General features: G+C 66.6%; 12 protein-coding genes. 7 read left to right on the top strand and 5 right to left on the bottom strand.

The annotated features are described in order from the left end of the window. Positions 1–244: 244 nt before the first annotated feature. The 4 genes from DMX10_RS25750 to DMX10_RS25735 form a co-directional block, all read right to left on the bottom strand. Positions 245–1,405, bottom strand: a complete 1,161-nt coding sequence (locus DMX10_RS25750) for a dipeptidase (RefSeq protein ID WP_111263771.1) — start codon at positions 1,403–1,405, stop codon at positions 245–247. Positions 1,406–1,479: 74 nt separating this feature from the next. After that, positions 1,480–2,418 (bottom strand): GGDEF domain-containing protein, encoded by a 939-nt coding sequence (locus DMX10_RS25745; protein WP_111263770.1) that lies wholly within the window; start codon positions 2,416–2,418, stop codon positions 1,480–1,482. A 293-nt stretch (positions 2,419–2,711) separates the two neighbouring features. Next, positions 2,712–4,619: an acyl-CoA synthetase gene (locus DMX10_RS25740; protein ID WP_111263769.1), complete on the bottom strand. Its 1,908-nt coding sequence runs from the start codon at positions 4,617–4,619 to the stop codon at positions 2,712–2,714. A gap of 27 nt (positions 4,620–4,646) precedes the next feature. Continuing rightward, on the bottom strand, positions 4,647–5,306 hold the full coding sequence (locus tag DMX10_RS25735) for an alpha/beta hydrolase (protein WP_111263768.1): 660 nt from the start codon (positions 5,304–5,306) through the stop codon (positions 4,647–4,649). 474 nt (positions 5,307–5,780) lie between these two features. Between DMX10_RS25735 and DMX10_RS25730 the strand changes: the two genes are divergently transcribed. From DMX10_RS25730 to DMX10_RS25715, 4 genes are all read left to right on the top strand, one after another. Continuing rightward, positions 5,781–6,809 carry an amino acid ABC transporter substrate-binding protein gene (locus tag DMX10_RS25730; protein ID WP_111263767.1) on the top strand — a complete coding sequence of 343 codons (1,029 nt, stop codon included), beginning with the start codon at positions 5,781–5,783 and terminating at the stop codon, positions 6,807–6,809. Between the two features lie 63 nt (positions 6,810–6,872). Then, positions 6,873–8,057: an amino acid ABC transporter permease gene (locus DMX10_RS25725; protein WP_111263766.1), complete on the top strand. Its 1,185-nt coding sequence runs from the start codon at positions 6,873–6,875 to the stop codon at positions 8,055–8,057. Between the two features lie 10 nt (positions 8,058–8,067). Further along, positions 8,068–9,162 (top strand): amino acid ABC transporter permease, encoded by a 1,095-nt coding sequence (locus DMX10_RS25720; protein WP_111263765.1) that lies wholly within the window; start codon positions 8,068–8,070, stop codon positions 9,160–9,162. Between the two features lie 13 nt (positions 9,163–9,175). After that, positions 9,176–9,937, top strand: coding sequence for an amino acid ABC transporter ATP-binding protein (locus DMX10_RS25715; RefSeq protein WP_111263764.1), 762 nt, complete (start codon positions 9,176–9,178; stop codon positions 9,935–9,937). Positions 9,938–10,200: 263 nt separating this feature from the next. Here DMX10_RS25715 and DMX10_RS25710 read toward each other — a convergent pair whose 3' ends face one another. Further along, a complete protein-coding gene (locus DMX10_RS25710; RefSeq protein WP_111263763.1) occupies positions 10,201–11,151 on the bottom strand; it encodes a GlxA family transcriptional regulator in 951 nt (316 codons plus the stop codon). 116 nt (positions 11,152–11,267) lie between these two features. Between DMX10_RS25710 and DMX10_RS25705 the strand changes: the two genes are divergently transcribed. From DMX10_RS25705 to DMX10_RS25695, 3 genes are all read left to right on the top strand, one after another. Continuing rightward, the gene (locus DMX10_RS25705) at positions 11,268–11,738 is read left to right on the top strand and encodes a nuclear transport factor 2 family protein (protein ID WP_111263762.1); all 471 of its coding nucleotides are present in this window, start codon (positions 11,268–11,270) and stop codon (positions 11,736–11,738) included. 81 nt (positions 11,739–11,819) lie between these two features. Beyond that, positions 11,820–12,518, top strand: a complete 699-nt coding sequence (locus tag DMX10_RS25700; protein WP_111263761.1) for a glutathione S-transferase family protein — start codon at positions 11,820–11,822, stop codon at positions 12,516–12,518. Continuing rightward, complete coding sequence (locus tag DMX10_RS25695; protein WP_111263760.1) at positions 12,515–12,823, top strand: GIY-YIG nuclease family protein; 309 nt, start codon at positions 12,515–12,517, stop codon at positions 12,821–12,823. Before DMX10_RS25700 ends, DMX10_RS25695 begins: the two co-directional genes overlap by 4 nt. Positions 12,824–12,832 lie beyond the last annotated feature (9 nt).

Below are 12,832 nucleotides of genomic sequence, written 5' to 3'. Positions count from 1 at the left end.
GGGCCTGGGTGGCCGGGGCGGTCGGGGCGACGCCGGAGACGGGCTCTTCGCCCTTGCCAAAGATTTTTTTGAGTGCTTTGAGCACGGTCATCTCGTCGATTGGTTAAGGAATGAACGGGCGCCAGTGTAAAGCAAGATGTCATCGCGGCGAAGTGCCCTGGCGGATTGTCGTGGGCAGCCGCTCTGTTCCGGGCCTTTCGGTGCTACGGGGAGTCGCCGCCCCCGGGGGGCGGCGCGTTGAACGTCACTCGGTGGGCAGGCTCGCCAGGAGCAGGCGCTGGACGTTGCCGCCCATGATCTTGGCGATATCGCCCTCGCTGTAGCCGGCTTCCTGCAGGCCCTGGGTCAGCTGGGGCAGGCCGGTGGTGTCGAAGGGCGCATGGATGGTGCCGTCGAAGTCAGAACCCAGGGCGACGTGGTCGACGCCCACCAGGTCGCTGGTGTAGCGGATGGCCTTGACGATGGCCTTGACCGAGGTGTCGCAGACGGCGGTTTCCCAGTAGCCGATGCCGATCACCCCGCCGGTGGCGGCGATGCGCCTGACGTGGTCGTCGCTGAGGTTGCGCGGGCCGGGGCAGGTGCCTTCGACACCGCCGTGGGAAACCAGTACCGGGCGCTCGGCCATCTCCAGCACGTCGTCGATCAGCGCGCGCGAGGCGTGGGCCAGGTCGATGATCATCTTCTTCTCTTCCAGGCGGGCGACCACGCGGCGGCCGAAGCGGGTCAGGCCGCCTTTCTCCATGCCGTGGGCGGAGCCGCCGATCTCATTGTCGAAGAAGTGGGTCAGCCCGGTGATGCGGAAGCCCGCGTCATACAGGCGGTCGACGTTCTCGAGCTTGCCTTCCAGCGGGTGCAGGCCCTCGGTGGCGAGGATCGCGGCGACGCGGTTCGGGTCCTTCTTCCAGGCGGCGATGAAGGCTTCGAAGTCGGCGCGGGTGCGCACCTGCACCAGCTTGCCTTCGCTGCCCTTGGCGGCTGCGGCGAGTTTTTCGCCCTGGTACAGCGCGCGCTCCAGCAGGCTGCGCCAGGTACGTGGCGGCCAGCGTTGGGCCATGGCGAGCACGGTGATGTTGTCGCTGTCGGCGTCGTTCCTGTCGTAGTTGATGCCGCGCGGGGTCTTGGTCACGGTGGAGAACACCTGCAGCGCGACCTTGCCTTCGAGCAGGCGCGGCAGGTCGCTGTGGCCGAAGTCGTGGCGCTCCAGCAGGTCGCGTTGCCAGAGCAGGGCATCGTCGTGCAGGTCGGCGATGAACAGTTTCTCGTGCAGTGCGTTGGCGGCCTCGCTGGCCGGGTAGGGGGCAGGGGACTCGACGCTGTTCATCCGCCGGTCGAGCACGCTGGGCAAGGTGAAGAACACCGCCAGGCCGATCACGACCAGTGCCAGCAGGATCAGGAGTTTGCGCATTGAGGGAGCTTCCGGGCTTCGTTGTTGTAGTGGCCCGGAACTCTAGCAAGGCCCTCGCCGCGCTGCAGCAGGGCTTAGCCGTTAAGGCAGTTACGTCCCTGCAACTTGGCCTTATAGAGGGCGGCGTCGGCGCGGGCGATGAGGTCCTGCAGGTCGTCCTTGGGCTGCATCTGGGTCAGGCCGATGGAAACCGTGACGCCGGGCAGTATCCCCACCGGTGAATAGAAGGAGGGCACCTGCTCCAGGCTCATGCGCAGCCTTTCGCCGATGTTGCGCGCTTCCTCCACGGCGATCTCGGGCAGCAGGATGACGAATTCCTCGCCGCCGAAGCGGGCCATGCTGTCCTTGGGCCGCAGCTGGTTGCGCAGGGTGTGGGCCACCAGGCACAGGGCGTAGTCGCCGGCCAGGTGGCCGTGGCGGTCGTTGTAGGCCTTGAAATGGTCGACATCGAGCATCAGCAGGCACATGGGATGGCCATTGAAGGCGCAGCGGGTGCTCTCGCGCTCGTAGATGTGTTCCAGCCAGCGCCGGTTGTAGAGGCCGGTGAGGGTGTCGACGTTGGCGTTCTGCTCGGTGTCGAGAATGATCCGGTTGCCGGTGCGCACGCGCTCGCAGAGCAGCTCCAGGAGGTTCTGCATCATCTGCGGCGACTGCTGGAACAGCTTCGACAGTGCCTCGCGGTGCAGGCGCAGGACGGTGCTGGGGCGCGTGGCGACCACGTAGGCGGAAGGGTGGTCGTTGTCGATGAAGCTGATCTCGCCCGCGCAATCACCGGCTTCCAGGGTGGACATCGGCTGGTTGTCGAGCGAACCCAGGTAGACCTGCAACTGGCCATCGAGCAGCAGGTACAGGTACTGGTTGCGGTTGAAGGGGGAGAGCAGGACCTCGCCCTTTTCCAGGTCGCAGGCAGCGAACTCCTGCAGGATCTGCTGCAGGTTGTTGGCGGCGACGTTCTGGAACAGTCGCTGACGTCCGAGCAGCTGTGGATCGGCCTGCCAGTGCGCATTCTTCATGGGCTACATCTGACCTGGGGTAGCAACGTGGTGAGCTGGCATCGCAAAACACTCCCTGTCTTTGCGTTGAAAACCGTTATCGACCTTATGCCCGCCCCCAACGGCTTTCAATGCTTGGCGGAAGGTAGGCCGACCAGTGGTTTGGAAACAGTAGCAGCGTCACATTCCCGGGCAATCGTGTCGGACAATGTGCATTTATGCGGAAGTGGTCTCGTTCGAGCGGGGCGGCAGAGGCCCTGGGACGGGCCTTGCGGGGGATTCCGCCCCCGGCTGTGCACCGGGGGCGTGAGGCTTCAGGCTTCCTGGTGCAGCTCGTAGCGCACGGCGAAGCCGGCCAGCCGTTGCTCCAGGGCGCGGCGGCGCTGGTCGTGCAGGTCGGGCACGCGGATGTGGGCGAGCTGGCCGTGGCGGTCGTCGGCACGCACCTCGACGCTGAGACCGGGTGCCAGCGGCGCCAGCACCTGCTCGAAGACCCGGCGGATGGCGTCGTGGCGCAGGGTCGGCTTGAAGGTCTTGCCCACCGCCGTGACCGGCAGCGCGTCGATGATCCACACGTCCTTGGGCACCGCCGCGCGTTCCGGCACGTGGTCCGCGGCGTGGGCCAGCAGCTCGGCCTCGCTGGCCTGCTGGCCGGGCTTGAGCTGGACGTAGACCACCGGCAGTTCGCCGGCCTTCTCGTCGGGCTTGCCGACGGCGGCGGCCATGGCCACGGCGGGGTGGCCGTGCAGGGCTTCCTCGATCATCTGCGGGTCGATGTTGTGGCCGCCACGGATGATCAGGTCCTTGCTGCGGCCGGTGAGCCAGATGTAGCCGTCGGCGTCCATGCGGCCCAGGTCACCGGTGTTGAACCAGTCGCCATCCACCCAGATGCCGGCGTTCTTGCCGGCCTGCAGGTAGCCCTTGAACACGGTGATGCCGCGCAGGCAGACGTTGCCGATCTCGTTGGCCCGTGCGTCGCGGAGGAAGGCGCCCTGTTCGTCGAGCACCTTGATCGCCACTTCGCAGTAGGGCATGCGCAGGCCGATGGAGCCCGGCCGGCGTTCGCCCGCGCTGGGGTTGCCGCAGCTGCCGCAGGTGCCCTCGGTGAGGCCGTAGCCCTCGATCAGGGTGAGGCCGGTCTTGGCCTCGAACTGGCGGATCAGCTCCACCGGCATCGGCGCCGCGCCGCACAGGGCGTAGCGCAGGCTGGAGAGGTCGTGGCCCTCGCTGGGCACCTGCAACAGCCCGGCATAGATGGTGGGCACGCCGCTGAAGAAGCTCACCCTGTAGCGCTCGATGATCGTCCAGAAGTTCTGGATCAGCGCGGTGTTGCGGTAGCCCTGGGGCGTGGCCAGCAGGACCTGCGCGCCACTGAAGAAGGGGGCGAGGCCGGTGACCATCACGCCGTTGACGTGGAACAGCGGCAGGCCGCAGAGGGTCACGTCGTCCGGGCCGAGGTTGATGGTGTAGGCGAGGATCATCGCCATCGCCACCTCGTTGCGGTGGCTGTGCGGCGCCAGCTTCGGCGTGCCGGTGGTGCCGCCGGTGTGGAAATACGAGGCGATGTCGTCGGGGGCGATGACACGGCCGCTTTCCAGGTGGTCGGCGGGGCAGCCGGCGATCAGTTCGTCGAAGTCCAGCACGCCTTCCGGCAGGGCGCCGCGCTGGGCCTTGAGGCCGCTGCGCTGGGGCTCGGGCAGGTAGTTGGCCAAATCGACCGTGACGATGGCCTTGAGGCCCGGCAGTTCATCGCGCAGGCCGGCGACCTTGTCCCACAGGTCGGTGCCGGGGAAGGGCGCCAGGGTCACCAGCACCTCGGAATCGGCGGCGCGCACCAGTTCGGCGATGTGCTCGGGGTCGAGCAGCGGGTTGATGGCGTTGACGATGCCCGCCGCCTCGCCGCCCCACAGGGTGAAGTGGGTGTGCGGCAGGTTGGGCAGCAGGAAGGACACCGCCTTGCCCGGGCGCACGCCCAGGCGGTGGAAGGCGTTGGCGGTGCGGGTGACCTGCGCCAGCAGCTCGCCGTAGCTCAGCTGCCAGGGCGCCTCGTCGGCCGTGCCCTGCATGAGGAAGGTCATGGCGATGGCGTCCGGGGCGCGCCGGGCGCTCTGGCGGATCAGCTCGTAGGTGCTGTCCGGCATGCCGCGTTGCTGTAGCGAAACCTGCTCGATCAGCTCGATGTCGCGCAGGGAGGTGATGGGCGGTACGGGAGTCTGGGTCATGGCCAATTCTTGTTGTGGGTTGACGGATCAACGGGCCAGTCGTGCGCTCAGCCAGGCGCCGATATCGCGGATTTCCTCCGGCAGCACTTCGTGGCCCATCGGGTAGTCCTGCCACTGCACCGGGACGCCGGCGGCGGCGAGCTTGTCGTGTGCGGCACGGCCCATGGCCAGCGGCACCACGTCGTCGAAGGTGCCATGCAGGCTGAAAACCGGCAGTTGTAGTTTTGTATCCGACAGCGCCAGGGTGTCGCCGAAGGTCGGCGCATAGGTGGACAGCGCCAGCACCCCGCCGAGGGGGCCTTCCCAGCGCAGCAGGCCGGTGTGCAGCACCACCGCGCCACCCTGGGAGAAGCCGGCGAGGACGATGCGTGCCGGATCGATGCCGGCGTCGCGCTGGGCTTCGATCAGGGCGATCACGCGTTGCGCCGATTCCTCCAGCTGCGCCTGGTCGATGGCCCGCGCGGGGCTCATGGCGAGGATGTCGTACCAGGAGGGCATGGCGTAGCCGCCATTGATGGTCACGGCGCGGGTGGGGGCCTGGGGCATGATGAAGCGGGTGGTGGCCAGGCGTTCCTGCAGCACCTCGGCCACCGGCAGGAAGTCATAGCGGTCCGCCCCCAGGCCGTGCAACCAGATGACGCACGCATCGGCTGCTTGTGTGGGCTCCAGAATCAACGGATTACTCATGTTCGGCTCCAATTCGGGGCGCCTGCACCAAAACGGTGCTGGCGCCGGGCGGTGATGGGGTCTATCAGTGAAAAATATGTCGCACCAACAAAACTTTCCCTATTGACCTGTCGGAAGCGTCGTACAGGCACTGTGCTGGTACGGGGATTGCTAAACAGCAGCAGACTTAACAGGCGGCCTGCGCAGCGGTAACACTTCGCGGGGCGTTCAACGGGTTGGGCGTCGATCCAGGTCGGCGCCTTGCAAACGACCGCTGGCACGTTCCCCACGTGGCGGTGGTCGAAAATCCGTCTCCAGCCCATTCGACCAATGGGCGAGGAGGGAGGCCGGTGGCGCGCGGAGCAGCGCCAACTAGACTTCCTCCTTAGGTCCGATTCCCCGGTTGACCGTCGTTTCGCGCGGTTGAACCTGCCTCACGAGGGTACGGCGGTAGGACCGAGACTCCAACACAAAAAAAAGCAACTGGAGGTTTTGATGAAGATGGTGAAATCCACCCTGGCTGTGCTGACTGCGGCAGCTGTTCTCGGTGTCAGCGGCTTCGCTCAGGCGGGCGCCACCCTGGATGCGGTCAAGAAGAAAGGCTACGTGCAGTGCGGCATCAGTGACGGCCTCCCGGGCTTTTCCTACGCCGACTCCAAGGGCGAATACAAAGGTATCGACGTCGACATCTGCCGCGCCGTAGCGGCAGCCGTGTTCGGTGATGCGAGCAAGGTCAAGTTCAGCCCGCTCACCGCCAAGGAGCGTTTCACCGCGCTGCAGTCCGGCGAAGTGGACATCCTCTCCCGCAACACCACCTGGACCAGCTCCCGCGACGCGGCGATGGGCCTGAACTTCACCGGCGTGACCTACTACGACGGCCAGGGCTTTTTGGTGAACAAGAAGCTCGGCGTCTCCAGCGCCAAGGAACTCGATGGCGCCACCGTCTGCATCCAGGCCGGCACCACCACCGAGCTGAACCTGGCCGACTACTTCCGCGCCAACGGCCTGAAGTACACCCCCATCACCTATGACACCTCCGACGAGAGCGCCAAGTCGCTGGAATCGGGCCGTTGCGACGTGCTGACCTCCGACCAGTCGCAGCTGTACGCCCAGCGCATCAAGCTGGCCGCGCCGGACGAGTACGTGGTGCTGCCGGAAGTCATCTCCAAGGAACCCCTCGGCCCAGCCGTTCGCCAGGGTGACGAGGAGTGGTTCGACATCGTGCGCTGGAGCCTGTTCGCCCAGTTGAACGCTGAAGAGCTCGGCGTCGACTCGAAGAACGTCGTGGAAACCGCCAAGTCCACCAAGAACCCGGACGTGGCCCGCCTGCTGGGTGCTGAAGGCGACTTCGGCAAGGATCTGAAGCTGCCCAAAGACTGGGCCGTGCAGATCGTCAAGCAGGTCGGCAACTATGCCGAGATCTTCGATCGCAACGTCGGTGCCGGCAGCGAGCTGAAGATCGAACGCGGTCTCAACGCCCTGTGGAACAAGGGTGGTCTGCAGTACGCACCGCCGGTGCGCTGACCCACCACGCTGCCGCCCGCGGATGCGGGCGGTAGCGTCCAGTTCCAACCGACGAGGGCTGTCATGCAGAACACTTCCCAAGCCCCGCGTGTCCGTGGATCGGTGCTGACCGACCCACAGACGCGCGCGTGGCTATTCCAGATCATCGCCGTAGTCGCCGTCGTGGCGTTCGGCTGGTTCCTCTTCCACAACACCCAGGTCAACCTCGAGAAGCGCGGGATCATCTCCGGCTTCGGCTTCCTCGACCAGAGCGCCGGCTTCGGCATCTCCCAGCACCTGATCGACTACAAGGAAAGCGACACCTACGGTCGCGTCTTCTTCATCGGCCTGCTCAACACGCTGCTGGTGACCGTGGTCGGCATCATCCTGGCGACCATCCTCGGCTTCATCCTCGGTGTCGCGCGGCTGTCGCCCAACTGGCTGATCCGCAAGCTGGCGACGGTCTACATCGAGACCTTCCGCAACATCCCGCCGCTGCTGCAGATCTTCTTCTGGTACTTCGCCGTGATGCTGCCCATGCCGGGCCCGCGGCAGAGCATGAACTTCGGCGACACCTTCTTCATCAACAACCGCGGCCTGTACATGCCGTCGCCGAACATGGCCGAGGGCTTCTGGCCCTTCGTGATCGCCGTCGCGCTGTCGGTGGTGGCCATCGGCGTGCTGTGGCGCTGGGCCCGTGCGCGCCGCCACGAGACCGGCCAGCGCTTCCCCGTGCTGCTGAGCGCGATCGCCATCCTGGTGCTGGTGCCCGGCCTCTCGGCCCTGGTGCTGGGCAGCCCCTTCCACTGGGAAGTGCCGCAATTGACCGGTTTCAACTTCCGCGGTGGCTGGGTGGTGATCCCCGAACTGATCGCCCTGATGCTGGCGCTGTCGATCTACACCGCCGCCTTCATCGGCGAGACGGTGCGCGCGGGCATCCAGTCGGTCAGCCATGGCCAGACCGAAGCGGCGCATTCCCTGGGCATCCGCCCCGGGCAGACGCTGCGCCTGGTCATCGTGCCGCAGGCCCTGCGGGTGATCATCCCGCCGCTCACCAGCCAGTACCTGAACCTGGCGAAGAACTCGTCCCTGGCCGCCGGCATCGGCTACCCGGACATGGTCTCGCTGTTCGCCGGTACCACGCTCAACCAGACCGGCCAGGCCATCGAGGTCATGGCGATCACCATGAGCGTCTACCTGGCCATCAGCATCAGCATTTCCCTGCTGATGAACTGGTACAACAAGCGCATCGCGCTGATCGAGCGGTGAGGGCACTGACATGACATCGCATACCTTCAAGCCCGACCAGCCGCCACCCAGCACCGTGGTGGGCCCGGTCGCCTGGCTGCGTCACAACCTGTTCGCCAGCCCGCTGCACGTGGTGCTCACCGCACTGTCGCTGTACCTGCTGTGGCTGATCGTCCCGCCCATCCTCAACTGGGCCTTCATCCACGCCACCTGGACCGGCACCACCCGTGCCGACTGCACCGGCGAGGGCGCCTGCTGGGTGTTCATCCAGCAGCGCTTCGGCCAGTTCATGTACGGCTTCTACCCCAGCGAGCTGCGCTGGCGCGTGGATGTCACCGTGTGGCTGGCGATCATCGGCGTGGCGCCGCTGTTCATCAAACGCACCCCGCACAAGGCCTTCTACGGCATCGGTTTCCTGGTGATCTATCCGCTGGTGGCCTTCTGGCTGCTGCACGGCGGCCTGGGTCTGCAGGAGGTGTCGACCAGCCGCTGGGGCGGCCTGATGCTGACCCTGGTGATCGCCTACGTGGGCATCGCCGGTGCATTGCCGCTGGGCATCCTGCTGGCGCTGGGACGGCGGTCGAAGCTGCCGGCGATCAAGGTCATCTGCGTGACCTTCATCGAGTTCTGGCGCGGCGTGCCGCTGATCACCGTGCTGTTCATGTCCTCGGTGATGCTGCCGCTGTTCCTGCCCGAGGGCATGAACCTCGACAAGCTGCTGCGCGCCCTGGTGATGGTGATCTTCTTCGAGGCGGCCTATATCGCCGAGGTGGTCCGCGGAGGCCTGCAGGCCATCCCCAAGGGCCAGTACGAAGCCGCCGCCGGCCTCGGCCTGGGCTACTGGCGCAGCACCGCGCTGGTGATCCTGCCGCAGGCCCTGAAGATGGTCATCCCCGGCATCGTCAACACCTTCATCGCCCTGTTCAAGGACACCAGCCTGGTGATCATCATCGGCCTGTTCGACCTGCTCAACAGCATCAAGCAGGCGACCACCGACCCGAAATGGCTGGGCATGTCCACCGAAGGCTACGTATTCGCCGCCCTGGTCTACTGGATCTTCTGCTTCAGCATGTCGCGCTATTCCATGCGCCTCGAACAGAAGCTGAACACCGGGCACAAGCGTTAGGAGAGAGATTCGAATGAGTGAAGCCATCCAGAAAGACGCCGCTGCGCCGATCATCCAGCTGCAGGGCGTGAACAAGTGGTACGGGCAGTTCCATGTGCTCAAGGACATCAACCTGAACGTCAAGCAGGGCGAGCGCATCGTCCTCTGCGGTCCGTCCGGCTCCGGCAAGTCGACCACCATCCGCTGCATCAACCGCCTGGAAGAACACCAGCAGGGGCGGATCATCGTCGACGGCACCGAGCTGACCAACGATCTCAAGCAGATCGAGGCGATCCGCCGCGAAGTGGGCATGGTGTTCCAGCACTTCAACCTGTTCCCGCACCTCACCGTGCTGCAGAACTGCACCCTGGCACCGATGTGGGTGCGCAAGCTGCCCAAGCGCAAGGCCGAGGAAATCGCCATGCACTACCTGGAGCGCGTGCGTATCCCCGAGCAGGCCAACAAGTTCCCCGGCCAGCTCTCCGGCGGCCAGCAGCAGCGCGTGGCCATCGCCCGCGCCCTGTGCATGAAGCCGAAGATCATGCTGTTCGACGAACCCACCTCCGCCCTCGACCCCGAGATGGTGAAGGAAGTGCTCGACACCATGGTCGGCCTCGCCCAGGACGGCATGACCATGCTCTGCGTGACCCACGAGATGGGCTTCGCCCGTACCGTGGCGGACCGGGTGATCTTCATGGACAAGGGCGAGATCGTCGAACAGAACGAGCCCAATGCGTTCTTCGACAACCCGCAGAACGAGCGCACCAAGCTGTTCCTCGGGCAGATCCTGCACTGATTGCCAGCGCTATATGGAAAGGGGCCTTCGGGCCCCTTTTCATTTTCCCTACGGGGGCGATTTCAGCGACTAGAGGATGTGAGTCCAGCTGATTGCCGAGTTCTGGTGATGCGTCTGGTTTCGCCCTCCCGGGCGAGTCCCTTTTCCAAGAATCCTCACCTTGATGTGGGCACTGACCCAGCACGCAGGTGGAGGCGGCTTTCGTAGGGTGGGTAGAGCTTGGCGAAACCCACGCGGTGGAGGCTACAGGGGCATCACGCGGATCATGCCTGTTCCCGCAGGCGCCGGCGGAAGGCTCCCGGCGTCTCGCCGCAGAGCTGCTTGAACAGCTTGGCGAAGGTGGCGCGGTCGGCGTAGCCCACCTGTTGCGCCACCTGCTCCAGCGAGCGCGAAGGGTTGCGCAGGGCGGACTGGGCGGCGGCGATGCGCAGGCGTTGCACGTAGTCGTTGGGCGTCAGGCCGGTGGCGGTGCGGAAGCGCCGCAGCAGGGTGCGGGTCGAGCAGTGCGCGCGTTCGGCCAGGCCCTTGAGGTCGATGGGCTCGGCGTGGTGGCGTTGCAGCCAGGCCAGCAGCGGGCCGAGCTGGGCGTCTCCCGGCACGTCCGGCAGCAGCGGGGTGAAGCGTGACTGGCGGCCGCGCTCGCGGTCGAACACCAGCGCACCGGCTACCCGTTGTGCCAGCCAGTCGCCGCCGTGCCAGGCGATCAGGTGCAGGCACAGGTCGAGCCCGGCCTGGGCGCCGCCGGAGCAGAACAGGTTGCCGTCCTCGGTGAGCAGCTCATCGGGTTGCAGGCGCACCTGGGGGAAGCGTTGGCGGAAGGCGCCGGCCAGCGCCCAGTGGGTGGTGGCACGGCGGCCGTCGAGCAGGCCGGCGGCGCCGAGCAGGAAGGCGCTGCTGCACAGGCTGGCCACCTGCTGGGTGGCCGGGCGCTGCGCCAGCCAGGCCAGCAGTTCCGTGTTGCCCGCGATGCTGCGGTCCACCGCGCTGCCGGTGGCGGGCAGCATCACCAGGCGGGCCCCGGCGGCCAGGGCCAGGTCGCCGTCGACGCGGATGCTGGCCATGCCCAGGTCCACCGGCTGGCCATCGCGGCTGACCCGCAGCACCTCGAACAGCGCCTCACCGGCCAGGGTATTGGCCAGGCGGAAGGCGTCGTCGGCCATGGCCAGGCTGGAGCAGACCGTCTGGGGGCAGACCAGCAAAGCGATGCGGATCATCGGGTGGGTCTCCGTAAAGGGTGGCGATTATTGCCACAAAGTTGGCGATGCAGCCAATCGCCGCCCGGCGGAAAGCCGTCGATACTCTCCTCATCCCAATCGCCACGAGCCTCGCCATGAGCCATCCCAACGCCGCCCTCATCGAACGCTTCTACCGCGCCTTCCAGGTCCTGGACGCCGAGACCATGGCCGCCTGCTACGCCGCCGACGTGCGCTTCGCCGACCCGGTGTTCACCGACCTGCGCGGCAGCGAGGCCGCCGACATGTGGCGCATGCTGGCCAGCCGCGCCCAGGCCTTCTCGCTGACGTTCGACGGTGTCGAGGCCGATGACCACGAGGGCCGTGCGCGCTGGGTCGCCACCTACCTGTTCAGCCAGACCGGGCGCACCGTGGTCAACCGCATCGAGGCGCGCTTCCGTTTCGAGGACGGCCTGATCGTCGAGCACCGCGACAGCTTCGACCTGTGGCGCTGGGCCCGCCAGGCGCTGGGCGCCAAGGGCCTGCTGCTGGGCTGGCTGCCGCCGGTGCAGAACGCCATCCGCCAGCAGGCGGCCCGAGGCCTGGCGGCATTTCGCGCACAACGCTGAATCCGCTGCCGGCCATTGGCTGGTGGCTGCGCCGCGCAATATTGCCTAAGCTCGCCGGCGACTCTCTCGCCGGTGCCCATCATGATCAGGCTGTTCCAGTTCCCCGCCGGGTTCGACGTGCCCAATGCCAGCCCCTTCTGCCTCAAGCTGGAGACCTTCCTGCGCCTTACGCGGGTGCAGTACCAGGCGCAGGCCTTGATGGACCCCCGGCGCGGCCCCAAGGGCAAGCTGCCCTACATCGACTTCGACGGCGAGCTGATCGCCGATACCGCGATCATCCAGCGGGTGCTCACCGAGCGCCTGCACCTGCAGCTGGACGAGCACCTCGACGACGCCGGCCGTGGTCGCGCCCTGGCCGTCACCCGCCTCTGCGACGAGCACCTCTACTGGTTGCTGGTGTACTTCCGCTGGCTGGAGGACGAGGGCTGGGCGCAGACCCGCCAGGCCTTTTTCGGCAATCTCGGCCCGCTGGCCGGGCGCCTGGTGCCGCCGCTGGTGCGTCGCAAGGTCCGCCGCGACCTGTTGGCCCAGGGCCTCGGCCGGCATGATCGCGAAGAGCTGCTGGTGTTCGCCCGCGAGGACCTGCAAGGCCTCACCGACCTGCTCGGCGACGACACCTTCTTCGGCGGTACGCGTCCCTGCAGCGCCGACGCCTCGGCCTACGGGCTGCTGGCCAACCTGGTGCAGTGCACCCTGGAAACCCCGCTCAACCGCCTGGCCCGCGAGTACCCGCGCCTGGTCGATTACTGCCAGCGCATGCGCACGGTGGCCTGGGCATGAGCGAGGCTCCACCGCGTCCCTGGTTCGTCTACCTGGTGCGTGCCGCCAACGGTGCGCTCTACTGCGGCATCAGCGACGACCCGCAGCGTCGTTTCGCCCAGCACCAGAGCGGCAAGGGCGCGCGTTTCTTCCATTCCAGCCCGGCCCAGGCGCTGGTCTATATCGAGGAATGCCCGGGCAAGGGCGATGCCCTGCGCCGCGAACGCGCCATCAAGAACCTGCGCAAGGCCGCCAAGGAAGCGCTGGCCAAGGCGTACATAGCCGCGGCTGATGGCATGCCATCAGCGCCAGCGGATAGGCCCTGAACCCGAGGG

This window comes from Pseudomonas sp. 57B-090624 (genome assembly GCF_003234055.1).
Classification (GTDB): Bacteria; Pseudomonadota; Gammaproteobacteria; order Pseudomonadales; family Pseudomonadaceae; genus Metapseudomonas; species Metapseudomonas tohonis.
The sequence above is the reverse complement of the archived record's forward strand: the minus strand, read 5'-3'. Positions and strand labels throughout refer to the sequence as shown.